At 60.2% G+C, this 23,849-nt stretch carries 17 protein-coding genes; 7 read left to right on the top strand and 10 right to left on the bottom strand.

Translation table 11 applies throughout. The features are described 5' to 3' along the window. Position 1 precedes the first annotated feature (1 nt). Positions 2–1,570, bottom strand: a complete 1,569-nt coding sequence (locus ACNSN4_RS10940; RefSeq protein WP_418285848.1) for a lipopolysaccharide biosynthesis protein — start codon at positions 1,568–1,570, stop codon at positions 2–4. 66 nt (positions 1,571–1,636) lie between these two features. Beyond that, positions 1,637–2,656, bottom strand: a complete 1,020-nt coding sequence (locus ACNSN4_RS10935; RefSeq protein WP_418285847.1) for an aldo/keto reductase — start codon at positions 2,654–2,656, stop codon at positions 1,637–1,639. 168 nt (positions 2,657–2,824) lie between these two features. Between ACNSN4_RS10935 and ACNSN4_RS10930 the strand changes: the two genes are divergently transcribed. Genes ACNSN4_RS10930 through ACNSN4_RS10920 form a run of 3 tightly spaced genes read left to right on the top strand, consistent with a single transcriptional unit; the run spans position 2,825 to position 4,876 of the window. Continuing rightward, positions 2,825–3,355: a DUF5817 domain-containing protein gene (locus ACNSN4_RS10930; protein WP_418285846.1), complete on the top strand. Its 531-nt coding sequence runs from the start codon at positions 2,825–2,827 to the stop codon at positions 3,353–3,355. Positions 3,356–3,407: 52 nt separating this feature from the next. Continuing rightward, a complete protein-coding gene (locus tag ACNSN4_RS10925; protein ID WP_418285845.1) occupies positions 3,408–4,418 on the top strand; it encodes a DUF7490 domain-containing protein in 1,011 nt (336 codons plus the stop codon). Further along, positions 4,415–4,876: a DUF8060 family membrane protein gene (locus ACNSN4_RS10920; RefSeq protein ID WP_418285844.1), complete on the top strand. Its 462-nt coding sequence runs from the start codon at positions 4,415–4,417 to the stop codon at positions 4,874–4,876. The genes ACNSN4_RS10925 and ACNSN4_RS10920 overlap by 4 nt, the downstream gene beginning before the upstream one ends. A gap of 95 nt (positions 4,877–4,971) precedes the next feature. Here the strand turns inward: ACNSN4_RS10920 and ACNSN4_RS10915 are convergent, their stop codons facing one another. Both ACNSN4_RS10915 and ACNSN4_RS10910 read right to left on the bottom strand, forming a co-directional pair. Then, the gene (locus ACNSN4_RS10915; RefSeq protein WP_418285843.1) at positions 4,972–5,304 is read right to left on the bottom strand and encodes a DUF8113 family protein; all 333 of its coding nucleotides are present in this window, start codon (positions 5,302–5,304) and stop codon (positions 4,972–4,974) included. A gap of 94 nt (positions 5,305–5,398) precedes the next feature. Next, on the bottom strand, positions 5,399–6,232 hold the full coding sequence (locus ACNSN4_RS10910; RefSeq protein WP_418285842.1) for a ubiquinol-cytochrome c reductase iron-sulfur subunit: 834 nt from the start codon (positions 6,230–6,232) through the stop codon (positions 5,399–5,401). Positions 6,233–6,481: 249 nt separating this feature from the next. Here ACNSN4_RS10910 and ppc point away from each other — a divergent pair, with 249 nt between their 5' ends. Continuing rightward, positions 6,482–9,184 (top strand): phosphoenolpyruvate carboxylase, encoded by a 2,703-nt coding sequence (gene ppc / locus ACNSN4_RS10905; RefSeq protein ID WP_418285841.1) that lies wholly within the window; start codon positions 6,482–6,484, stop codon positions 9,182–9,184. 342 nt (positions 9,185–9,526) lie between these two features. On the opposite strand, the gene ACNSN4_RS10900 is transcribed toward ppc, so the two are convergent. The 4 genes from ACNSN4_RS10900 to ACNSN4_RS10885 all read right to left on the bottom strand — a co-directional run bounded on the left by ACNSN4_RS10900 (position 9,527) and on the right by ACNSN4_RS10885 (position 13,938). Beyond that, on the bottom strand, positions 9,527–9,982 hold the full coding sequence (locus ACNSN4_RS10900; RefSeq protein WP_418285840.1) for a 30S ribosomal protein S19e: 456 nt from the start codon (positions 9,980–9,982) through the stop codon (positions 9,527–9,529). A 152-nt stretch (positions 9,983–10,134) separates the two neighbouring features. Then, positions 10,135–11,478: a hydroxymethylglutaryl-CoA synthase gene (gene hmgB / locus ACNSN4_RS10895; RefSeq protein WP_418285839.1), complete on the bottom strand. Its 1,344-nt coding sequence runs from the start codon at positions 11,476–11,478 to the stop codon at positions 10,135–10,137. Between the two features lie 66 nt (positions 11,479–11,544). Continuing rightward, entirely contained in the window at positions 11,545–13,611 is a 2,067-nt protein-coding gene (locus ACNSN4_RS10890) for a hypothetical protein (protein WP_418285838.1), read from the bottom strand. A gap of 108 nt (positions 13,612–13,719) precedes the next feature. After that, positions 13,720–13,938 carry a hypothetical protein gene (locus tag ACNSN4_RS10885; RefSeq protein ID WP_418285837.1) on the bottom strand — a complete coding sequence of 73 codons (219 nt, stop codon included), beginning with the start codon at positions 13,936–13,938 and terminating at the stop codon, positions 13,720–13,722. Positions 13,939–14,651: 713 nt separating this feature from the next. Here ACNSN4_RS10885 and ACNSN4_RS10880 point away from each other — a divergent pair. Both ACNSN4_RS10880 and ACNSN4_RS10875 read left to right on the top strand, forming a co-directional pair. Then, a complete protein-coding gene (locus ACNSN4_RS10880) occupies positions 14,652–15,755 on the top strand; it encodes a hypothetical protein (RefSeq protein ID WP_418285836.1) in 1,104 nt (367 codons plus the stop codon). Positions 15,756–15,861: 106 nt separating this feature from the next. After that, positions 15,862–16,230: a hypothetical protein gene (locus ACNSN4_RS10875; RefSeq protein ID WP_418285835.1), complete on the top strand. Its 369-nt coding sequence runs from the start codon at positions 15,862–15,864 to the stop codon at positions 16,228–16,230. A gap of 58 nt (positions 16,231–16,288) precedes the next feature. Here ACNSN4_RS10875 and ACNSN4_RS10870 read toward each other — a convergent pair whose 3' ends face one another. Both ACNSN4_RS10870 and ACNSN4_RS10865 read right to left on the bottom strand, forming a co-directional pair. After that, positions 16,289–20,203, bottom strand: a complete 3,915-nt coding sequence (locus tag ACNSN4_RS10870; RefSeq protein WP_418285834.1) for an Eco57I restriction-modification methylase domain-containing protein — start codon at positions 20,201–20,203, stop codon at positions 16,289–16,291. 93 nt (positions 20,204–20,296) lie between these two features. After that, positions 20,297–22,651 carry a DEAD/DEAH box helicase gene (locus ACNSN4_RS10865; RefSeq protein WP_418285833.1) on the bottom strand — a complete coding sequence of 785 codons (2,355 nt, stop codon included), beginning with the start codon at positions 22,649–22,651 and terminating at the stop codon, positions 20,297–20,299. A gap of 185 nt (positions 22,652–22,836) precedes the next feature. Between ACNSN4_RS10865 and ACNSN4_RS10860 the strand changes: the two genes are divergently transcribed. Next, positions 22,837–23,841 carry a Cdc6/Cdc18 family protein gene (locus ACNSN4_RS10860; protein ID WP_418285832.1) on the top strand — a complete coding sequence of 335 codons (1,005 nt, stop codon included), beginning with the start codon at positions 22,837–22,839 and terminating at the stop codon, positions 23,839–23,841. Positions 23,842–23,849: the final 8 nt, after the last annotated feature.

Below are 23,849 nucleotides of genomic sequence, written 5' to 3'. Positions count from 1 at the left end.
GTCAGTGGTTATCTCCAAATCGCTTCGACAAGATCGAGCGGTATCGCCCGGCGAGCGTTCGGACGACGAGACGGTCTCGCGGATCGACGCCGATCGCGTAGAGCGCTCCGACGTAGACGGCGAGTCCGACCGCGGCACCGACGACGATCGCCGGACGGCCGGGGACGACCTCGCGGACCGCGCGCATCGCGAGAAGGGCGACTCCCCCGGCCGCGAGGGGCCGAAGGTACGTTCGGTCGAACGGCCATAACCCCTCGAACTGCCGGAGGAGAACGACCTGAATTCCGTTCTGTACCGCGATCGCGACCGACGTGCCGAGCGCGGCTCCCACGAGCCCGTAGCGGAGCACGAACGTGTACGTCAGCGCGACGTTGAGCACCGCGAGCAGCCAGTCGAGAATCATCCGGGCGTACTGGTGGTCCGTCATCATCAGGAGCCACCCGGTCGCGCCGACCGCGCTTCCGACGAACACCCCGCCGAGGTAGACGACGAGCGGCACGTACCCGGCCGCGTACGGCTCGCCGAACAGCCCGAGCAGTTCCCGGCCGAACACGACGAGCACGGCGAGAATCGGGACGACGCTCGTGACGATCTGACGCGTGACGGAGGTGTACACGGCGTTGAGCGTCTCGACGCGTCCGTCGGCGTACAGCTCAGACGCGACCGGCGGGAGCAGTTGGTTGAACGAGAGCAGCGGGATCCACGCGATCGCGATCAACACGAGCACGACGTTGTACACACCGGCCGCCGTCGCGGTCAGGAGCGCCCCCACGAGCAACACGTCCACGCGGTTCTGAAACACCTTCCCGAGGCTGCTCATCGCGACCGGGGCCGCGTGGTTGTAGAACCGACGCACCTCGCCGCGGGCTCCTCGCAGCGACGGAACGACGCCCGTGGCCCGCGCCGAGAGCGGAACGGCGACGACCGCGAGCACCGCGGTCGCGGCGACGATTCCCCCCGCGACGCCGACGACGGAGTAGCCCAGCGCGAGCGCGCCGACCGCCCCCGCGAGCCGGACGCCCGGTCGGAGTAGCTTATTAAACGCGATCTCGCCGCGGGCGGACCCGACCGCCCTGAAGATCGCCGACGCGATCATCACGAGACCGAGGAGGCCGACGAGGAGGCCGAAGGCCGCCATCGTGCCCGAAAACGCCGGTTCCTCGACGGTGAGGGCGTTGACACGCGGCGCCGAGAGCCAGACGGCGACCGCGATGGCGACGCCCAGCCCGAGCGTCGTGGCGTACGCGAGCCCGGCGACGGTTCCCTGCCGCTTCGGATCGGCGGCGTACTCGGGGAGATAGCGCTGCAGGGCCGGCACGCTGCCGAACGTCACGAGCCGCGAGAGCAGCTGGGCGATCCGCCACGCGAGCGCGTAGACGCCGTACGCGGTCGGCCCGAGCCCGCGCGCGAGCGCGAACTCGGTCGCGGCCGTCAGCGCGCGCTGGCCGGAGACGCCGCCCGAGGTGAGCACCGCGCCGTGCGCGATCGTCACCAGCGCCTCGCGCTCCTCGTCGGGGGTGTTATCCGTGAGGAGCGGGTCGCAGTCCGCTGCGTCTGGGTCGTCGTCCACGAATCGACTCTACTCGACCTGTCTCGCCCCGAGAGAAAAGCGGCTCGTTCCGGAGCGGCCCGGCGCCTACCAGCGCTGGTGGACGTGCTCGCGCACGTGCTCGTCGTACACCTCGCGAACGACCGCGCGGTCGGTCGCTGAGAGCGACGAACGGTCGCTCGCGGCCGCGTTCGACCGAACGTGTGCCGGCGTCGTCGATCCCGGAATGACCGTCGAGACCGCCTCGTGGTCGAGGATCCAACGCAGCGCGAACTGCGCGAGCGACAGCCCGTCTCCGGCCGATCGCGTCGGATCGTCTCCGACCGCGTCTGCGCGGTCCGCGAGCGCGTCGGCCGCGTCGAGACCGGCCTCGTAGGGGACGCCCGCGAACGTCTCACCCACGTCGAAGGCGTCGCCCTCGCGGTTGTAGTTTCGGTGGTCGTCCTCCGGGAAGGCGTCGTCGCGCGAGAGCGCGCCCGTCAGCAGGCCGGAAGCCAGCGGGACCCGACAGATCACGCCGACGTCGCGGGCGGCGGCCTCGTCGAGGAACAGCTCGGCGGGTCGCTGGCGGAAGGGGTTGAAGATGATCTGGACCGTCTCGACGTCGGGATACGCGAGCGCTTTCAGCCCCTCCTCGACGCGTTCGACGCTGACGCCGTAGTTCGCGATCCGATTCTCGTCCGCGAGCGCGTCCAGCGCGTCGAACGTCTCCGGTCGGTAGTAGACGTCCGTCGGCGGGCAGTGGAGCTGGAGCAGATCGAGCGTCTCCGCCCCGAGGTTCTCGCGCGAGCGATCGACGAACCGCCGCAGGTTCGCCTCCGTGTACTCCGCCGGTACGTGGGGGTCGAGACGGCGACCCGCCTTCGTCGCGACCGTCACGTCGCCGCGCGCGATGTCGTCTTCGAGCACGCGCCCGAGAATTCGCTCCGAGCGCCCGTCGCCGTACACGTCGGCGGTGTCGAAGAAGTCGATCCCGGCGTCGCGGGCGGTCTCGACGGCCTCGACGGCCTCTTCCTCGCTCACGTCGCCCCAGTCGCTCCCGATCTGCCAGGAGCCGTAGCCGACCTCGCTGACCGCGCCGACCGCGCCGAGCGTGCGATGGTTCATACTCACCTCCAACTGATCGGGCCGAACGCAAGGACGTTCCGGACCCGGAAGAGGCGAGCGCGACCGGACCGCAGGGGCAGCGGTCGCGCGCGAGTGCGGCCGGATCACCGAGACCACACCCGCGCGTGCAGCCGAGGGTTCAAATCCGATGCCGACGAACGCCCTCGCATGTACGCGGTCGTCGGCTGCAACCAGTGTGCGGCCATGTGGCTCCTCACGGACCCCAGAACGAACGACAGCGCGACCTGCCCGCGCTGCGGGAAGACGCATCAGACGGCGAAGCTCAAGCGCTTCTTCGAGTCCGAGGACCGCGAGGCGGCTCGCGAGGCTCGGGCGGCGCTGCTCGCGAAGAAGCGCGACGAGAGCGCGGCGTTCGCCGACGTCGACCACGTCGCCGACCTCGAACGCGCCGTCGAGACCGCTGGCGTCGACGACCGCGAGTACCTCGAGTCGTCGGGGATCGACGCCGACGCCGTCGCCGAGGCCGGAGAGCGCGCAGCGGGCGGAGGGTCGAGTTCGCGGAGCCGGGCCGAGATCGTCCGCGACGCGGTCCGCACCGCAGACGAACCGACCGAGGAGAACGTCGTCGCGTACGCGAACGAGCACGGAGTCCCGTCCGAGCGGGCTCGCGACCTCCTCACGACGCTCACGCGGCGGGGCGACCTGTCGGAGTCGCGCGGCGAGTACCGCGTGCTCTGAGCGCCTGCACCCCTCGACAAAGCACTTATATCGTCGTATTGACGGTCGACGTATGGACACGCGAACGACCCTCCTCGCGGCGGCGGCCGCGGTGCTTCTCGTCAGCGCCGTCGGCGTCGTCGCCGCGCCGGACGCGCTCGTCGATCCCCGAGAGGGCGACGAGCGGCCGGGCGAGATTCGCATCGCCGACACGGTCGTCTCGCCGGGCGAGGTGCGCGGCGAGACCGCGGAGCTGGTCCTCGGACTCGACCTCCAGCACCGCGGATCGACCGTCGAGAACGTCACGGTTCGCCACCGCGCGATCGGCGCCGACTCCGGCCTGCTCGTCGACGAGACGACGGTCGACGTCGGAAACGTCGACGCCGAGGGCGAGCGGACCGTCACCGGCAGCGTCGACGTCGAGCGCGCCGGGAGCTACCGGATCGAGACCGTCGTGTTCGTCGACGGCGAGCGCCGGACGAGCCAGACGACTCGGGTCGGCGGCGTCGCGGCGCTCACGCCCGAGTACGCCGACTCGCCCGTGGCGTTCGATCAGGGGAGCGTCTGGCCGACCGTCGCGGTCAGCGTCGCTGACGCCGATAACACGAGCGCGGCCCTCTCCGTCTCCGTCTCGGTCACGAACCGCGGTGACGACGTCTCCGACGACGTCGATCTCCGCGTGCTGGTGCGCCAGGCCGAGTCCAACGTGATCGCCGACGAGGCGCGCGAGACCGTCGGCGCCGTGCGCCCCGGTCGGACCAGCACGGTGACGACGACCGTCGAGGTGCCCGCGAACTACAACTACTACGTCGACGCCGCGCTGTTCGACGACGACGTTCGAATCGACGAGACGCAGGGCGTCGCCAACCTGAATCCGCGGGAGACGATCAGCGCCGACGAAACGGTCCAAGACGTCGAGTTCGCGGTCGAGGACTTCGCGAGCGACGACACGGCGGTCCGCGACGACGCCGCAGACGCCGGCGACAGGCCCGACGCGGTCGACGACCAGGCGCCCGGATTTGGCGTCGTCGTTGCGCTGATCTCGTTACTCGGCGCGGCGCTGTACGCGCGGAGGCGACGATGAGCGACGAAAACGGTGAGAATGGAACGACCGACGACAGCCGCCCGACAGACGACACTCCCCCCGCGAGCACAATGAGCGACATCGCCACCGACCCCGAGACGGAACGTGAATCGACCACGAGCGACCCCGCGTCCGAGTCCCGCGACGCCCCCGGTGACACCGAGCCCACCGACGCGGAGTCGAGTCGGTTCGATCGGTTCACCACCTCGTATCTCCGCGGCCTCCTCGATCGGATCGCGCTCGGCGCGCTCGTCCTGCTCGCGCTGATCGCTGGCTGGAGCTTCTACAGCCAGACCGGCACCGCGATTCGGACGTGGCTCGACCCCGCGTACCAGCCGCTGGCGCTGGCGGCGTTCAACCTCGCGATACTCCTCGTCGCGGTGGCTGGCATCGCTCACCAGCTCTCCCGAATCCGGAAGAGCGAGGACGGCGAAGGGACGGCGTCATCGGGAGAGTAGAGCCCCAAAAGAGCGGGTCTCAAGCGAACCGGGTCTCAAGCGAACCGGGTCTCAAGCGAGCGCGGTCCTCAATCCGGACGGGGACCGACGAGCCGCTACTCCTCCGGGAGGTCGTCGGTGCTCGCGGGGATCTGCTCGACCTGCCCCGCGAGCGTCGCCGCGTCGCCGGCGACGGTGGAGGCCTCGACGCCCGCCTCGTTCGCGACCAGCCTGACGTGCGCCGAGAGCAGGGCGAGCGCGCGGAGTCCCTCGCTTTCGGGGCCGTCGCCGCTCCGCTGAGCGAACGTCGTGTCGATCTCGCCGTCGCGGACGACACCGACGTGGACCGCCTCGATCCCCTCGCCGTCGAGGAGGTCGCGAGCCCGGTCGAGTTCGGCGCTGAACGAGTCGTCGCTGGTCGCTGTGGCGTCGGCAGGATCGTCGCTCATGAACCGACGTACGTGCGGTGTTAACAAAAGCGCGGCGTCGAACCGCACCGCGACGTCGAGCGGCGCGTGCGAACACGGCTCCCCCGCCACTCCGCTAGTCGGGCCGGGGCCGGGCGATGAACAGCGACTCTTCGAGGGTGAACGGGTCGTACACCGACTGGTGACAGACGCAGTAGGAGCCGTCCGCGGCGTCGTACCGGGCGGCCTCCTCGAGCTGTTTGTAGCCGGGAATACAACAGAAGTGCGTACAGACGTTCAGGTACGCGAGGAATCCCTGATCGGTCGACGCCGCGATCCACTCGTCCTCTTCAGCCGCCTGCTCGATCTGCTCGGAGCGGATGACGACCGCGTTCAGGTCGGAGTCGGCGTCCTCGGAGCGCCAGGTAACCGCCGCCGGCTTGCCGACGCCGTCGGTACCGAGGCCGTTGCCCCACGTGTCGTAGTCGTCGAAGTCGTCCACGTGAATTCGGTCGCCCGCGTCGTACGTCTCGTCCTGCCACTCGTATGAACCCGTCACCGACCGGAACAGGTTGTCCGACTCGAAGTTCGGCTGGATGTTCTCCTGGGATTCGACGCCGCAGTACTGGAACCACTCGCCGGCGTAGGTGCGGCCGCCGAGGTCCTCCTGGGCGACCTCGATCTCTTGGCCCTCTTGGGTGATCGTCGTGGTCTCGGGCCAGATTCCCTCGATGTATCCCTCGTCCGTGATACGAAGCGGGATCTGGGGGAGCCCGCGCGGTGCCGGGCCGCCGGTGTGCGCGATGGTCGTCGCGACAGTCGCCCCGCCGCCGACGCCGCCGGATGTCGTCAGGGTGTTCACCGTCGCCGATCCCATCGCGCCGACCCCCGCGAGGGCCGCGCCGCCGACGACGCCCTTGACGAAACGCCGTCGTCCGGATTCGGCCGGATACTTGTCGGACTTACTCATACGCGTCGTTCGGGATGGACCAGTAAAAAGGGTGGCGAACCCTCCCCCCGAGCGAGAACGGGTCCGCCCGAGCGGCCCAGTTACGACGCAGCGAGGTCTCGACGGCAACCCCCTCGTGAACGGCGAGCGGAGCATTAGTATCACAACCGATCCCTAGTGAGCACGATCGATCAAGATATTCACTCGAAACTGAGGCAAACATTCGTTCAGACATCGGTTTTAACCGATCCCCCCGGCTGTATCTGTGGTATGGAGTTGCACAATCGAAACGTGCGGACGGACGTCCGGGAGCTGGGCGCGCTCGTGGGAGACGTGCTCGCCGCACAGGCCTCGACAGAGGCGTACGAGACGGTGGAACACCTCCGAAACGCGGCGATCAGCTACCGGCGCGGGAACGCATCGAGTCGAGACGATCTCCGTGAGGCGGTCGACGAGCTATCGACGACCCGCGAGGGAATCGTCGCCCGCGCGTTCACCACGTACTTCGAGCTGATCAACCTCGCCGAGGAGCGCGAGCGCGTGCGGTCCATCCGGAACGCCGACGACGGGGAGGCCCTCCACGACTCGTTCGACGCGACGATCGCCGAGTTCGCCGAACAAGGGCTCGGGCCGGAAGAACTGGAGGAGCTCCTCGCGGACGTCCTCATCGAGCCCACGTTCACCGCGCACCCGACGGAGGCGCGCCGAGCGACGGTGAAAGCGAAGCTCCGATCGATCGCCAACCACCTTCAGGAGCTCGACGAACGCAACCTCACCGGGCGCGAGCGAAACGCGATCTGGCGCGACGTCACCGCCGAGGTGACGAGCCTGTGGGGCACGCGACAGGTCCGCCAGCGCCGCCCGGAGCCGGAGGACGAGGCGCGAAACGTCGGGTGGTACCTCGAGAACACGCTGTTCGACGTCGTCGGCGACGCCTACGAGGAGTTCGAGGAGACGATTTCCAACGAGTACGACGACGTGGACTGCCCGAAGCTGTTCGAGTTCCGCTCGTGGGCGGGCTCCGACCGCGACGGCAACCCCTTCGTCACGCCCGAGGTGACCGACGAGACGCTCGAACGGCAGCGCGAGGTCGCCATCGAGAAGTACCGTGATCAGTGTAAGCGACTCTCGGCCGTGCTGAGCCAGGACGGCGAGCGGTACGCGATCGACGACGCGCTCGCCGAGTCGCTCGCGGCGGACACCGAGCGCTTCCCGACCGTAGTTGAGGAAGCCCGCGAGCGATATCCCGACGAGCCGTACCGCCAGAAGCTCCGCCTGATGCGCGAGCGGCTCGACCGCGTCGACGACGTCCGACCCGGGGAGTACCCCGACTCGGCGGCGTTCCTCGACGACCTCAGCGTGATCGCCGAGTCGCTCGTCGCGGACGGACAGGACGCCGTCCACGAGTCGTTCGTCGAGCCGCTTCGGCGGCAGGTGGACACGTTCGGTTTCACGCTGGCGTCGCTCGACCTCCGCGACCACCGCGAGAACCACACCGAGGCCGTCGCCGAGGCGGCCGCGACGGAGGGCGTCGACTACCGCGAAATGGACGAGCCCGCCCGCGAGGAGTTCCTCAGCGAGGCCATTCTCCAAGACGATCCCGTCATCGACGTCGACGAGCCCGGAGACGTCTCCGAGACGACGGAACGCGTGCTCGAACGGTTCAACGAACTCGCCGAGTGGCAGAACGAGTACGGTCAGCAGGCGATCGACACCTACTGCATCTCGATGACCGAGGAGCCGAGCCACGTGCTCGAAGTGCTCTTTTTAGCCGACCAGGTCGGCGCCGTCTCGCTGCCGGACCACTGCGGCCTCGACGTCGTTCCCCTGCTGGAGACCGAGTCCGCGCTCAACGGGGCCGAGCGCATCCTCGGGACGCTGTTCGACAACGAGGCGTACGCGACCGCCCTCGAAACCCGCGGGTCGATTCAGGAAGTCATGCTCGGCTACTCCGACTCGAACAAGGAGAACGGCTTCCTCGCCGCGAACTGGGACCTCTACGAGAATCAGCGTCGCATTGCACAGTTCTGTCGCGAGGAGGAGGTCACCCTCCGGCTGTTCCACGGGCGCGGCGGCTCCATCTCGCGGGGCGGCGGCCCGATGAACGAGGCCCTGCTCGCGCTGCCGAACGAGACCGTCACCGGCCAGGTGAAGTTCACGGAGCAGGGCGAAGCGATCGCCGAGAAGTACGCCAATCCCCAGATCGCCGAGCGCGAGCTCGAACAGATGCTCGACGCGCAGATCCGCGCCCGCCACGAGGCCAAGGAGGAGCCCACCGAGGAGGTGCCAGACAAGTGGGTCGACGCGATGGAGACGATGGCCCCGGCCGCCCGGAAGACGTACCGCGACCTGCTGAACACCGACGGGTTCGTCTCCTACTTCGGGCAGGCGACGCCGATCTCCGTCGTCGAGGACCTCAACCTCGGCTCGCGCCCGGCGTCCCGTTCGGGTGAGCGAACCGTCGAGGACCTGCGCGCCATCCCGTGGGTGTTCTCGTGGACGCAGACGCGGCTCATCCTCCCCGGTTGGTACTCGCTCGCCTCCGGCATCGACGCGTATCTCGACGAGGTCGACGAAGAAGAGGGCCTTGAGACCCTCCGCGAGATGTACCAAGAGTGGCCGTTCTTCCGGACGACGCTCGACAACGCCGCGCTCGCGCTCTCCCGGACCGAACCGGAGATCGCCGCCGAGTACGCCGACCTCGCCGCCGACGAGCTCCGAGAGCGCTTCTTCCCCGAGCTTATCGGCGAGTACGAGCGCGGTCGCGAGTTGATCCTCGCGATCAGCGGTCGAGACCAACTGCTCCGCCGCGAGTGGCTCGTCGAGAGCCTCGACCGCCGGAACCCCTACGTCGACCCGCTGAATCTGCTCCAAGCGAACCTGCTCGGTCGCACGCACCGCACCGAGGAGGAGGAGCGGACCCTCCGACTCACGGTCAACGGCATCGCCGCCGGGATGAAGAATACCGGGTAGCTCGAACGCGATAGCTCGAACGCGGGATAGCTAACTCGCCCGTCAGACCGAGCCGACTCGTCTGACGCCTGCCTGAACGCTGTTTTCCTGTCGACTACGGCCGCCAGCCGGCGCTCCGGCGTTTCGATCGCAGCCATGACCGCAAACCGTATCCGATCGGCCACTCAGTCAATTTCGTATAGCGCTATTTAGTGTATACCCACGATCTCGGGCCGATCACTACCGAGTGCATCCACGGAACAGAACCGCTGAACGACCGGCTGTTGGCGAGATACGGGAAATACGAACCACGAGAGCCGCGGCTCGGAAGCGAGCGCGACTGACAAAAGACGAACCAGCGATCTACGCGTAGCGTTCGAGTTCCGGCCGGTCGAGGTCTTCGAGGACGTCAGCGGCGACTTCCGAGAGGAACGCTTCGCCGTCGTCGGAGAGCCGACGACCCTCGCCGGCGGCAGTCATCACGAGTCCGTCCTCTTCGAGCGCCTGCAGCGACGCGCGGATGAGCTTGCGGGAGCCGCCCTCGTGCTCGCCCGGACGGACGGAGTAGCGGTTCGAGCCGCGCTTCTTCGAGCCGTACTCGGTGGCGAGACGCTCGATGCCGATCGGCTCGTTCTGGGCGACCTTGCGGAGCAGACTCGCGGAGCGGACGTACCAGAAGTCGTCCTGCTCGGGCGGAAGCTCCTTACCGGCGCCGCTCTTGGCGAACTCGACCCACTCGGGCTCTTCGATCCGGTCTTCGAGTCGTGCGGCGACCTCCTCGATGAGGGCCTCGGCCGGCACGTCGTAGATGGTTACCATTGCAGTGATTTTCAGCCTAACGTCGTTTAAACCCATCGTATTCGAGAAGCGTCGTGTGACCGGTTTTCACGGGGAACGCGGTCAGATGAGCGCCGCCTCGGAGCCACAGTTGGCCACTCGCGCGACGCGGATCGATACCGCAGAACGGAGCGCTACTCGACGTACTCGTACTTCCGCTCGTTCATCCGGCCCCAGCCGGTGAAGACGAACTCCCCGTCCGGATGCGTGAACTCCTCGATCTCGCGTTCGACGTCCATGTCGTACTCGTGGACGTCGTGGACGTCCTCGTACTCGTCCCACGTGAGGTCGTAGCGGGCCGCGAGCTGGTCGTCGATGTCGAGTCCCTCGATCTCGGCGCGCCACCCCTCGCGGATCTCCTCGGCGTGGATCTCCGCCTGCGCGCCGGAGCCGTAGGAGGCGACGAGCAGCGTGTCGCCGACGAACGACCGGTCGCGGGTCAACGCGTCCCGTAGCGCGCTCACGCGGGCGATGTGAACCGAGCTGGTGTACCAGTTGCCGACCTCCCGCGAGAGGCCGAGCGTCGGCTCCACGACGGTGTCGTACCACGTCTGGTACTGCTCGGTCGTTTTCAGTGCGTCCATGTAGTCGCGGATGGCTTCCTCGTACGCCTCGCGGTCATCGAAGTCGGCCTCACGGGGCTGACGGCCGATCTCTCCGGCGAGATCGTCCTCGTACGACGAGTCGCGGATGACGTGTCGGTAGGCGAGAAGCGCCGCCTTCCGGACCATCCCGGGGAACGGGGTGTGGAACGGGGCGTACACGAAGTCGTCGAGTTCGATGTCGTCCGTGACGGACTCGTAGTCTTCGAGGGCCTCACGCATCCGGGAGAGGTACACCTGTACGGACCGCTTGCCGTCGACGCTCGGGAACTGCTGGTTCGGCTTCAGGAAGTCCGTCTCGTCTTTCGAGCCGTACCCCTGATCCATCGAGATCGAGACGATGGAGGGGTCTTCGTCGATCAACATCGCGACGGCACCCGCGCCCTGGGTCGCCTCGCCGGGGTCGCCTCGGGCGTACAGCGCGGTGTCGGTCGCGATGACGAGCGCCGCGCGGTCGCGGTTCCGCCCGGCGCGGATCCAGTTGTAGGCGTCGTCGATTGCCTGCGTGCCGGCGAGGCAGGCGAACTTGCGCTCGCCCTTGTTGGTGTGGGTGAAGTCGCCGTCGTACACCTGTTCGAGGCAGCCGGCGATGTACGTCGAGGCGGGCTTGGAGTGGTCGAACGCCGACTCGGTGGCGACGTCGATCCGGCCGATGTCCTCGGGGGCGAGTCCCTTGCGGTCCATCAGCCCCTTCGCGGCGTTCGCGCCCATCGTGACGATGTCCTCGTACACGTCCGGGAACGAGGAGTTGTTGAGTCCGAGCCCCTTCGTGTACTTCTCCGGGTCGTCGCCCTTCTCCGGAGCGAACGTCCCCGGCAAATCGAGTTTGAGCTTTCCGGTCCAGATTTCGACGGCGTCGATGCCGACTTCGGTCATACACGGTCGTTCATGGGGCTGGCATATGGTTTTGTCGATGGTCGGTTACGTCGATTGTGGAATTTCTTAATTATCCCCGTAGCCGGGTGGTGTGAATGTGAATGATATCGAACTTCCGTCTTGGAAATACAGTGTCATCGTGACCTGGCTATCCGCGGCACTGGCTGTCTGACCTCCGCTGTTTCTGAACTCTAATAGCGTGATTTGAGCTTGTTCACCGGCGGCTAATGTCGCTTGTTCGGTTAATGGCTCCTGAGTCCCAAGTTGGTATGCTTCATTCCCTTCGTTACCGGCCCCTGCGGAGCCACCTTGCTCGAGCAGACCGGGAATTGACGAGCTGATGTACACCTCGTGTTGTCCGACACCTGATCCACCCCTTGTCTCAAATAGAGTTCGTAGATTACCAGCATCTGAATTGATCTCAATAGCAGTAATAACGACATCAGAACTGCCAGTATTTCTGACATCCAGGTCGACACGTTCTTCTCCTCCGGCTCGGGCTGCAGACCCGCTTCCATCAACGTAATTTACTTGACTTGCCTCGGTGCTACCGCTGTTATCTCCGTCGCCGCCGTTGTTATCCTCCTCAGCGATCTCTCCCTCGATCCCAGCGAGGTACAGCGCCTGACGGTTCAGATCGTCACGGAAACTCAATCCGAGCAGATCGCCCTGAGCGTTATTACCGAACCTAATCGTGAATGTCGCCGTTCCTCCCGCTGGAATCACAAACGGTTCTTCAAGCTCCACAAACCCGTCCCGAAGTGTTACCCCCTGACCTGTACCGTCCGGACCGCGGGTGAACGACTCCTGTGTGTCTCCCTGTGGGTCGTAGTACAGCGTGAACTCCACCTCCTGGAACTCGCGGTCCTCGTCAGCGTCGTTCCGGAACTGTAGGTCGACAGTCCGCTGGCCGGGCTGGCGTACGCCGATGTCGTTCAAAACGACGTCCGAGTCCCCGCTGGGGTTGATATCGTCCCCGCTACCCCCGCCACTTCCGACGGTACCGGAATCAAAAGTGATCGTTTCCCAGTCTTGATCCCCATCGTTGATCCGCATTCCGACGGCTGGCCGTCCGTCGGGAATGTACTCGACACGACCGTTTCCGTCGGTACGGAGCGTCTCCTCAAGACTCCCGTCGACACGTACCTCGACCGTCGCGTCCTCGACAGGGTTATTGAACCGATCACGGACCTCAGCAACCGCAACCCCACCGCCGGTGGAGACTTCCGTGATATAGCCGTCTGACTCGTCTTCGGCTGTCGTTCCGCTTCCGACACCAATCTTTCCGAGGCGAAGCCGGTGTGACTCACCGGTTATCGTCAACCGAACTGCATCGTCTCCTTCGACTTCAGCGGTCCCACTTTCGAGCGTCTCGTTCCATTCAGTCGCGAGTCGGTCGAGACGATCTTCACCTCGAACAGCAGTTGGGAGAACAAGTTCGATCGACTCAGCTCCAGCAGCCGGTTCAAGAGATACAGTGCGCTGACTTGCGGAAATCGACTCGATGTCAACGCTCTGGCGTTCCAAGCCGTTCTCTGAGAGTTCACCATCAAGCAGCGGAATTGTCACGCGGCCAGCACTGGAGTCTCCAGATGGCTCACGAACGAGCGTCTGTCCGGTTCGTAGTAGCGCTGTTTGACGGTATTCAGCTGCCACAGCCGAATGTTCGTACACCAAATTGGGGCCGTCTTGGAGTTCGCGGTAGTCCGCACCGTATCTGAGCGAGCGCGTGTCGAACTCGATCGTATCGTCAGTCGTCTGTGCATCCCAAAACTTGCCGGCGTTGCCGGACGTCGTGACATCCGCGTTCTCGATCCGTATCTGTCGCTGTTCAGTCGTCCGGAGCTCGCCAGTCACCGGCGGTGGGTTCACAAAGAACGTCCGCTGTGGATATCTAGTCCCGAGTCGAACCGTCGTTACACGGCCATCCCCAACGGTCCCAGCGGTCGTGATCGCGTTACGGAGCTCGGTCACGTCGCCTTCGACGGCTTGACTGTGCTCGAACTCGACATTAGCGTTCTCAGTCGGAACGACCTGCACCTGATACAACGAAAGCGCCAAAAGCAGAAACCCGAACAGAATCACCGTCCCGACCACGACCGACTGGCCCCGACGGTCGTGTGTAAATCGCATTGTGGGATGTCGACACCGGACAGGTATAAAAGCCTCCGTCCGGGCTCTCAGGTGTGATACCCGCGTGCAGGTGTCGATTGACAGTTGGTCAATAATTTTGACTGCCGATCACTCCGCGTCACCGTCGTCCGCCCGCCGCGCCGTGAGGTTCGCCGACATCGCAGCGATAACGCTTCCAAACCCGCCGATCAATACAGCTTGCGTCCAGTTGAAGCCGAGCAGCAGCGCCGACACAGGCGTCACGAGCACGAAACTGGTCACCACGGCCCCGAGCAGCGAAATGAGTGGGAGCCCGTCAGCCGCGTCGTCCGGGTTCGAGTCGTCCATGCCGGATACTCGACCGTGAGCGGCGATAAACCGGACGGTACGGCGACGAAGTGAGCCAGCGGCGCGGTCCCCAAAGTCGGCTCGATCCGCGTGATAAATCAAATACCGCGATATGAAATGTATCTCGGCCTCCGACCCAACTTCGCAGTTTGGATTTCTACAAATCAGTATTTCGCTGACATGACTTGACGCCGATACCGAACCAAAAGCGGTGATTCTGCTTCTAACGATGGTCGTGTCCTAATTCATACAGAAAGTCACAGTGTCTTCACAGTACCCAGCCAGCGCCGCATTCCTCACCTGAACTTCAGAACGGGACTCTAATCAGGCGTTTGTCCACCATTTTGCGGTGGCAAATAGCAACCCAACTGAGATCGTGACCCCATGAGAGAGAATCAACTCAAAGATCGTCTCAGCAAGAAGTAGCTCATCGAAAGGCCATGGGACAAGCCGCGCAATATAAAAATCAAGCACCACGTTCATCGCGGTGCTTACACTCCCACTGGCAGCCAATCCAAGAACGAATGTTAACAGACTCAGGACCGAACCCCCGTAGATGTACATGTTAACGAGACCGACACGAGAGGTGGCCATTCCTCCTGCATAATTGACCGCTCCGCTATTTCGACGCATAGCAGTCAGTGGCCAACCCAATCTCAAAAGGGCGTGGGATATTTGCTAATCATTTTAATACTACAGTAAAATGAAAACTCATGGAACGCAGAGACTTCCTTCGCTCTACAGCTGTCGGTGCGACAGCCCCGTTGCTACTGTCATCAGCTGTATCCGGCCAGCAATCGTCAAAGATGGACGGGTTGTGGTTACGGAAATTTGAGGAAGATGATTTTGCCGTTGTGGTTCGGATCTTACTTGATTACCAGCAGGGTGTCACTGACCGTGACCAATTAGAAGATTCGGAAGAAGATGTCTTGTCTTCTATTTCCCAAAACGTCGTTTCAACCGGGAAACCCCTCGTAGACCTGTACGATACGTCATCGCCAGATGCACTCGAACACAGTTTGAATTACGGACCCAGACTCGCTAACACCGATGTAGAGTTAGTGTTCAGTGTCTTAGAACAGGTTGAGGAAGCGTACAATATGGATCTGCCTCGTGAGCATATCCTTGCTGCTTCTCGCCGTGCATTTCTGTTGAAGTCGCTGATCGCAGCTACACTAAATTTCTATCAAGCGTGCGAAGCGATCGTTAACTCCGACGAGCTCACAGAACCCTTACGACGTGACTTCTATTACAGCCTACTCATCCTGCTGGTCGAAGTTGTTCTCGCAAAGTACCCGTTCGACTATTGGATCGCGTGGCGCACCACACGATACGTCCACAATCAATTCCTAGTTCGCGCTCGAAGCATCCTCGGGTCATCCGGGATTGCAGTCATCATGAAGTTCATTCACTGGGGGTTAATCCGACGTCAAGTGAGCGTTGATTTCGCAGAATCGTTCTACGATGCGATCGTGGCATTTGCCCTTGAACAGGGCCAGGAAATATACGAAAGAGCTAGAGAGGCTCTGGAGGGTGTTGGCGACGATTATGTGCTTGAACGCACCGAGGATTATGGAGTAGAGACACGTCTTGAGATTTCAGATAACGTTGCAGAATTCATCGCAACAAACCTGATAGAGCCGGTAGCTAAAGTAGTTGAGCCAGACGAAGGGCAACGAACTGGTGCCTTACGGGAATCGGTTATGAAGTACTATGATAGAGACACTCTGGAAGCAATCGGAGAAGGTGATGTCGGTGAGTTCGATAAGTCGGTGGTAGATTTGCTTTTTGAATCAGAAATCGGTGAGAGTGCGTAATCACCTAAATTCCAGATTTTGTTGACCCCTGTAATGGCCACATGTTGCTGTGACCACGGTCAATACAGACGCGATATGTATCAGCCCTCAATGATTTGAACACAACATGGACGATTGGGTGAAGTGTAGTTGGGGCTGTCCAGAGTGTGGTTCAGAGGAGGTCGTTGAAAAGTGGAAGTCCTTTGCTCAACTTCTACGCTGCCGGGATTGTGACTGGCAGTACACGTTCAACGCATACGTTCAGGAATCACCGCGTTCAGATCGGGACGGTCCAAATCCACCACAGGTGGATTCAAAGGAGAATCCTGATCCGGAATACGCTGCTGTTGATATTGATCTTCGTATGGAGGAGTGGGTCGTTATTGAAGAAGGGAGGTGCGATGCGTGTGGTGAGCAGCGACCAATGGTTGAGTTGAAAAGCCTCCTTCTTGATGGAACTCGTCATCATATCTGCCGAGGTGGATGTGAGGGGTAGAAGATCGGTTATCTCGGATGAGAGTACGGTTGAAGGGTATATCGCCAAAACCAGATTCTCAGTAGACTCGGAACGATTCTAAGTACTCTTCAATTACGGCCTGTTCTTCCGCGGTGATACCGTAGATGTCGTATACAGTCTCGTTCACCTGTTCTTCTAACTCAGCCACGTCAATCTCGTTTACAGTAGCCTCGTCCGACCTCAGTGTTTCCAGTAATTCATCGACACCACTGCCTTCCCGAGGAATCGGAATCGTGGTCGTCTCACCGCTCTTTACATTCCGTCCATCGACAGCTTCAAGCACATATTCTGCCCGACGGCGTCTCATTTCACCTTCCTCTGCGTACATCGCTGCATCCGTAATCTCGTCAGATCGCCCGGCCTGTACGGAAAACTCGCCATCATCCGTCTCCGCCACCTTTGCATTCACAGGGTATCGGCGTGTCTGCCACTCATACGTGATATAGTCCAACTCACCCTCGAACTCACCAAGATACGCTTCCGGGAACCGTGCTGTCTTGCTATTCGTATCTAAGGCGGTCGTGATCGTGGTGATGAGCTCTCGAATATCCTCACGAACTTCATCGTCACCCCACGCGACCGGGAGTGGGGTCAAGTAGTTCGTGGTGTACTTGTAGTACCCGTCAACTTTCAGTGTCGTGTAGTGCTTCAGGTAGAAGTCCAGCGCATTCGAGTTCATCAGCGCAGCAAACGTGTCCGTCCGCTCTTTGAATTCATCCTCCAGCTGAACACCGTACGCGGCTTTGAAATACCACGTTCCGATGTCGTCAAGCATGAACGTCGCTTCAGCCGCAATTTCCGGACAGATGAGCTTCGGGTCATCGAATCGCGTCATGCTTTTTGGATACCCGAACCCGTACCAATCGCCACGTCCCTCGAATCGACCACCTTCCCGGCTCTCCAGAGTATCACGGTGAGCAGTCAGGTATTTCCATGTCAGCGGCAATTCGGTCTCTAAGCGCTCCTGGTCGATCAGGTTTGATGTTACCTCCCCATCGTCATCTTGGTCCAGCGTGTACGGAACGATGGCGTGTTCACCAGACCAGTCCCCACGCCACCGGTTGATATCTCGGCCTTGAAGCCACGGACGGAGTGTATCCGTCTCAATCTCATACTCACGGTCCTCACCTTTTGGGATGACCGTTACCGTGTCGCCCGCGTCGCTGGCAGAGATGCGGTCAGCGTCTACGGGGGTTACAAGGAACACATCGTTAGCGCTTGTTTGCGTTCCTGCGAAGACGGAATCCGTCACGTCACCCACAGTCGCGTTACCCGCTTCCTCCATCTTGTGGATGATTTCGAGCTCCTCAGGGGGCATCAACGACCAGTACCCGTCGGTCAAGTCACCCTGCGGGTAGTCGAATACGTTGATGAACTCGTCTTCGTACCCCGGCTCACCGCGGTGTTTCCGAACGGAGTCAAGAATAGCTGTGTCCAAGTCTCGATTCGTCGGTGCCTGCGTATCTCCCTTCACCCGGACACACCGAATTTCATTCGCCTCACGTGCGCTCTGATCAGGTTCATCTTCGAGGATGACGATCGCCGGGTAATTTTTTGCGTCCTCAAACACGCCGGAGTCTCGGAAATCGTAGACCTCCTCGATGTTGGACTCCTCCAACAATACGTGTCGCAGCCCTTCACCGTAGTCTGTGACCATGAACTGGTTCGGCGTGATATACCCGAGTTTCCCAGTATCCTCACGCAGCCAGTCCAATCCACGCTCGTAGAACGGGCAGTAAATGTCGTAGTTCCCGGTCGTGGAGTCGTACAATTGCTCCATCATCTCCTTCTGCCTGTCCGGGAGGTTTTGCGTGCGAACGTACGGTGGATTTCCGACGACGTAGTCATACTCCATGTAGTTCTTTACAACGAGCGCGAGGACCGTGTCCTCGAACATTTTGAACAACCGCCCGTCGTTGTGCTCTTCCTTGAGATAACGGACGTTCTCCAACATATCGTCCACATACGGGGCGAAGAAGTCCTCTACACCGGAGTAGTCTTGCTGTGTGTAGCGATTGATCCGGTCTTCAAGTCCGCTCTGGTACGTCCAGTCGAAGTCACTACCGAACTCCTCAGCGAGCGCCATGTGGTCTTTGACTGTGTCCAGAACGCCCTGTAGCGCGGCGAAGTACTCTCCAAAGTTCGACACACTCGTCTCCAATCGAATCGTGTCGAACAACGGCATTCGGACACGTCGGACCAAGAATCCATCCTCTGTTTCAGAGACCTCGCTCTCATCTACTTCGAGAGGAAGTGGGACGGGGATGCGGACGTCCTGTTCATCTTCGGTCATCGCGTCAAACGTCAGCTGACGACTGTTGTCATCGCCGAGGTCAACACCGGTTAGCTCCCGTTCGTTGCGGAGAGTGTCTGTCCGGTAGATCGGGAGGCGACGAATCGTGAAATCCGGATTCTCTTGCTTCGCCTTCTGGTACGCGGGTAGAATTGCGACGACAAAACGGATTTGCGCCATCAGTACCGCGAACGGGTGAATATCCAGCCCGACAATACGTGGACGGGTACACAGGTCTCGTAAGTGCTCTTCCCAGTCCGGATCGGTATTGTATCGTTCTACGTCATCGAGATACCGTTCAATACCTTCCACGAGGAAAGTCCCGGAACCGCATGATGGGTCAATCAGTCGTTTGTTCGAGACACCGCGATCGTACCCCACGCCGTCCATGATGTAATCGATGACGGGCTGTGGCGTGTAGAACTCTCCCAGCGCTTTCCGGGTTTCCGGATCAAAGTATCGTTGGTAGAGATCGCCGAGAAGGTCTCCTTCGACGTCGCTGAAGTCGAATCGGAGGACGTTGAAGAATACTTCTGCAACGGCTCGGCTGAATCGATCGCGTGTGGATTCGCTGATTCGTTCGACGTCGCCGGTGCCGCGGGCAACTGCTTCGAACTGGTTCGCGCCGCTCTGGTGACCACGTGAGAGTTGCTCAGTGTATCCGTCAGTCCACCAGACGAAGATATCGTCTTGGAACAATCCTTCGACGAGCTGGTCCTGCATGTCGTCGATAAGGTTGTTCGCTGCGACGGGGAATGCGTCTAAGTTGATGTCCGTACCGAAGCCTTGGAGCCCGCGGAAGTAGTCGTCCATCCCGTTGTACCCGGTGCCGTCGAAGAAGTCGTGGTCTTCAGTTGCCTTCGCTAGGAGCAACCGAGCAAGGAGCGCATGTCCGCTTTCAATGCAGAACATGAAGTCCCGGAGTGACTGGTCACCGTTAATGAACGGCTCCCATGAGCTCGGTATTTCCTCGGGTTCACTCGCGTATGTTGCCTCCCAGAAATCGTACGCTCCTTTGACGAATTTCGCCTCGCGGTCATCCCGGAGTTCTTGGAGCAGATCCATCATGCCCGATACGAGATCAGCGAATGGGCTTCCCTGCTCTAACCGGAACGTGTCGAAGAAGTGCTCTTGACCGAGTTCCGCGTTTTGATCAAGGGGAATCGGGTCCAGTTCACTCAGGAACTGGTTCACGTGGTCAGGGTTGGTGAGATCAAATTCGCGTTTTCGAATTGTGCTGAATAGATCCCGGGCTTCGGTGTCAGTAACTGCTGTCAGCGATTTCGCTGGAATGACGTACTCTCTGTCAGCGGTGTAGACACGAATCTCTACTCCGTTAGTCAGAACACCGTAGTTTGCTCGGAGTTCATCTACGTAATGGAAGAGTTGGTCTTCGTGGCCGGACAGATCACGGCTCGGTTTCTTGAATTCATAGACACCCGCGACAGACTCGTTGGTATCGAGTGTAATGTAGTCTGGTCGCCGGTTGTCTGGGAGAGTGAATTCACTCCGGATGTCAGTTCCTGTCCCTTCGTACCCGAGGACGTCATAGAACCCGGTTTCCAGAAAGACATTTTCAACATCCCGCTCGCTCATATCATCAGAAACTCGCTCGTCAATGGTTTGGAGGGTATCGTGAAGGTCTGCCGGAGAGGTCATGCTATTCCGTATTCACAATTGGCGTATAAATCTCTGGAAAACGAATCAAATCCCCGTCGTACGTATCACACGTCCACCGGACTTGTATTGCTGCTAGAAGTCATCGAGTGTCGTCATTTGACTCTTCGAATCAGACGATGTTGATCCCGACTCGTTTGTGGATTGATTCTGTCCTTCCGTCACAGTCTCATGATATTTGGTAAGTTCATCAGACCCGCCTCGATTGCGAACGGACTCAGCGAACGGGACTTCGACCATCTCGTTGTTTTCGGGATCCCACTCTCTAACACTTGAGAGGATATTCTTACTGATTTCCGGTCCGATTTCGTCAGCGGATTTCACGGCGTCACGGAACAGGTCTTCGTTCCGGTCTGCGAGGAGTTTTGACAGGCGTTCAATGACGAAATGATCTTGGCCAGGGTCCCAATTCCCACCTGAACCCATCCCATTCAACCGATCTCTGAGGTTGTTGTACACCACCCGGCCGAAGTAATCGACATTATTCACGAGGTACATGTCTGGGCCAGGGATTCCTTCACCGATCTGAGCTGCTAACACCTCCATCCAATCCGGCTCCGAAGGCATATCGAACGGATCGTACAGCAACCGGACACTTTCAACTGCAGCACTCAAGTTTGAAGCTGTGTTCGGGAAGCTAGACAAATCATCCCCACCGAGAAGATCTTCCATGTCTGTAATCGACACACCGGTACACCAGATCCAACACACCATCATCGCAGTTGTCCCTTCACTACCCGACAAATCGTGAAGGCTCATCTTTTCCCCGAGCGGGCCTTGCTCAGTTAACGTGTATCCTTCATTACAGTGATAGTATTCATCAGCAAGTCGCTCAACTAGTTTTTCGGGAGTCAGGGCGTCACCTTGCTCGTGGAGCCATTCTGCCAGTTCAAGAACGCTCTGAACACTATCATCAAACCAGTTGCTGTGTTCGTACTCAACAAGTGCATTCCCGAGGTCAGTTGCGGTGTAGAGCGTCTCGTCTGTCTGCGGTTGTCCAACTGGTTTCTTCAGTAACCCGCGCCGAGCAAGCCATGAGAGTGTCTTTTTGACCTCATCGACAATCTTACCGCCCGGCTGTAGTTCGAAGTCATCACGGACGTGCTGCGGGATCTGCTCAACGTTCTCTGACCAGAACAATGTTGACTGTACGAAGTCAAGAACCTCGGCATCTGTTTCCCAGCCGTAGTTCACGAGCTCCAGCACTAGCCAGCGGAGAGCTACGTCCCCTGCCAAGTGAGATGTGACATCTTCCAAGTCTTTCTCTTCCACCCGAGTATCAAACTGGTACTTCTCGAAGGCAGAATCATCACCGTGCATGAGGAATGCGTATGCTTGGTCGTATTCCTCAGAATCACGCCCTGCCCGTCCAACCCACTGCACATACTCGTAGACACCGATGAAATCTCCAGTCCAGCGCTTCAAGTCCGCGATGACGACAGATTGTACCGGAGAGTCAAATCCGTAACTCAGGGTTGTCGTGCAGAAAACACACTTAACGACACCTTGCTCGGTGTATTCTTCGATCAGGTCCTTCAACCCGCTTTCAAGCCCAGCGTGGTGATATGCGATCCCCTTCCGTAACAATGAGATCAATTCGGTGTGCGTATCGGTCAATTCGGTCGTTACTTGCTTTTTCACGTCTGCACGGAAGTCCACGTCCGATCCTGTATCAAAGGAAATCTCCTCCGCTAAGCCACGCGCTCGTGCTTCCGCGTTCTTCTTTGTATCATTGAACACGAGGTAAGGGCCTTTGTCCCGGTTCGAACGGATGAGACGTGTGATTTGTTCAGCGTAACTCCCACTGGTTTTCTCAACCGGCTCTTCTAAGATTGGAACAGCTCGATCTTCGCTGCTAATCGTAAGGTCAGCATCAAGCCACCGGGCGACCGTGTGCGGATTACCGACTGTTGCAGAAATCCCGAGAATCTCCATGCCCTGATCCAAAGAGGCGCTAATCCCCTTCTCGATATTCGCACCTCGGTGGGTGCTGTAGATCTCATGGAAATCATCCAGAATCACCGTATCGAAGCGTTTCGCGTATCCACGAACCACTGCCTCAAAGAATGATTCGAACGTCGCTACGACAACATCAGCTTCATTGTAGCCGTGGCCGCGGTTTACTGTAGCACTCTCAGGTGTCCATGCACCGATCTTCTCATGTTTTTCTCCGACAAGGGCAACGGAGGGGACCAAGTATGCAACCTTATTCCCGTTCTGAAGGGCTTTCTTTGTGACTGCCTCCGCGACGAACGTCTTCCCGTTCCCAGTTTCGGCAATTAGGAGATTATTCCCTTCATCGAGAACTCCGTCCTCAAATGCTTCGTATTGTGTAAGGGTGAGATCGGTGAATTCCGCTGGCTTTTGATCCAGTAATTGTTGAATGAGATCCTGATCCGTTTTTGGGATACTGTCCGGTACTGGCGGCATTACTGTTTGGTGAAAAGATAGATGCACTAATATAAAAAGTCGCATTTCTACCCTGTAATTCGACGTTTAGAACGGTGACTACCCGAAGTTGAACAAATCCACTACCGGTGAGAACCCCATATTCGGAAGATTCGGAAATTACACCCTTCCATTTATTTCTCCTGGCATCTGTCGACGCCCGTGCCATGATCACCGATGCACGCGTGCTCCAGCCGGAATTCATACCACGAGAGGTCCAGCACCGTGATGCCGAAGTCAACTACCTCTCTAGCGTTCTCAACCCTATTACTCAAGGAGAGCGAGCTGACCCGGCACTCCTCCATGGGCCATCCGGAGCGGGGAAAACCTGCATAGCACAGTTCTTAGTCGAACAACTTCGTGAGGAAGTGGTCAACCTGAATTACCAGTACGTGAACTGCTGGGAGGATCACAGTCGCTTCAAAACCTTGTATAGGCTGCTGGATGGTATTGGCCGGACTGTCGATGTTCACCGGCAGTCCACGCCGAAAGACGTCCTTCTTGAACGTCTCAAGGAGAGCAATGACACGCCGTACGTCGTGATTCTCGATGAAGTAGACCAACTGGAGGACAAGTCACTGCTGTACGACCTGTACCGAATCCCGCATCTCACGATGATCCTCATCTGCAACGATGAGGATGGGTTCTTTGTATCGATGGATGAGCGGCTAAATAGCCGTCTCACCGACTGTGAACGGATTCGGTTTCGCTCATACCACGAGATGGAACTCGTTGCTATTCTCAGCGACCGCGTCAGATGGGGACTCACCGACGGTAGTATCGACACGTCTTGTCTGGAGTTGATCGCGGCGAATGCTGGCGGAGACGCTCGTGTCGCAATCGGTATCCTTCGCCGAGCTGCCCGGAAAGCGAAGGAATCGCCTGTTGACGAGATTACGGCAGACATCATTCAGGAAGAGACTCCGGAAGCGAAATCGGAAATCAAGCAACGAACCGTAGATCGTCTCACAACCCACCAGAAAATCCTGTACGATATCATCACCGAGACCGGTGAAATCGCCCCGCAAAAACTCTATAACGCGTACTGCAACAGGGCAGCGGATCCGAAGACAAAACGCATGGTTCGGAACTACCTCTCGAAGTTAGAGCACTACAATCTCATCACCGCTGAAGGGAACACAAAGGCGAGAGTCTACCGGACGCGAGCATAATTCTACGT

Source organism: Halorubrum marinum, assembly GCF_048381195.1.
GTDB lineage: Archaea > Halobacteriota > Halobacteria > Halobacteriales > Haloferacaceae > Halorubrum.
The sequence above is the reverse complement of the archived record's forward strand: the minus strand, read 5'-3'. Positions and strand labels throughout refer to the sequence as shown.

What these genes read in the sequence shown, in the direction of transcription:
- ACNSN4_RS10930 (WP_418285846.1), top strand. Translation starts at nt 2,825, where the DNA reads ATGTACGCGGTCGTCGGCTGCAACCAGTGTGCGGCCATGTGGCTCCTC.
- ACNSN4_RS10890 (WP_418285838.1), bottom strand. Translation starts at nt 13,611, where the DNA reads ATGCGATTTACACACGACCGTCGGGGCCAGTCGGTCGTGGTCGGGACG.
- hmgB (WP_418285839.1), bottom strand. Translation starts at nt 11,478, where the DNA reads ATGACCGAAGTCGGCATCGACGCCGTCGAAATCTGGACCGGAAAGCTC.
- ACNSN4_RS10865 (WP_418285833.1), bottom strand. Translation starts at nt 22,651, where the DNA reads ATGCCGCCAGTACCGGACAGTATCCCAAAAACGGATCAGGATCTCATT.
- ACNSN4_RS10920 (WP_418285844.1), top strand. Translation starts at nt 4,415, where the DNA reads ATGAGCGACGAAAACGGTGAGAATGGAACGACCGACGACAGCCGCCCG.
- ACNSN4_RS10860 (WP_418285832.1), top strand. Translation starts at nt 22,837, where the DNA reads ATGATCACCGATGCACGCGTGCTCCAGCCGGAATTCATACCACGAGAG.
- ppc (WP_418285841.1), top strand. Translation starts at nt 6,482, where the DNA reads ATGGAGTTGCACAATCGAAACGTGCGGACGGACGTCCGGGAGCTGGGC.
- ACNSN4_RS10915 (WP_418285843.1), bottom strand. Translation starts at nt 5,304, where the DNA reads ATGAGCGACGATCCTGCCGACGCCACAGCGACCAGCGACGACTCGTTC.
- ACNSN4_RS10880 (WP_418285836.1), top strand. Translation starts at nt 14,652, where the DNA reads ATGGAACGCAGAGACTTCCTTCGCTCTACAGCTGTCGGTGCGACAGCC.
- ACNSN4_RS10870 (WP_418285834.1), bottom strand. Translation starts at nt 20,203, where the DNA reads ATGACCTCTCCGGCAGACCTTCACGATACCCTCCAAACCATTGACGAG.
- ACNSN4_RS10935 (WP_418285847.1), bottom strand. Translation starts at nt 2,656, where the DNA reads ATGAACCATCGCACGCTCGGCGCGGTCGGCGCGGTCAGCGAGGTCGGC.
- ACNSN4_RS10875 (WP_418285835.1), top strand. Translation starts at nt 15,862, where the DNA reads ATGGACGATTGGGTGAAGTGTAGTTGGGGCTGTCCAGAGTGTGGTTCA.
- ACNSN4_RS10900 (WP_418285840.1), bottom strand. Translation starts at nt 9,982, where the DNA reads ATGGTAACCATCTACGACGTGCCGGCCGAGGCCCTCATCGAGGAGGTC.
- ACNSN4_RS10925 (WP_418285845.1), top strand. Translation starts at nt 3,408, where the DNA reads ATGGACACGCGAACGACCCTCCTCGCGGCGGCGGCCGCGGTGCTTCTC.
- ACNSN4_RS10910 (WP_418285842.1), bottom strand. Translation starts at nt 6,232, where the DNA reads ATGAGTAAGTCCGACAAGTATCCGGCCGAATCCGGACGACGGCGTTTC.
- ACNSN4_RS10885 (WP_418285837.1), bottom strand. Translation starts at nt 13,938, where the DNA reads ATGGACGACTCGAACCCGGACGACGCGGCTGACGGGCTCCCACTCATT.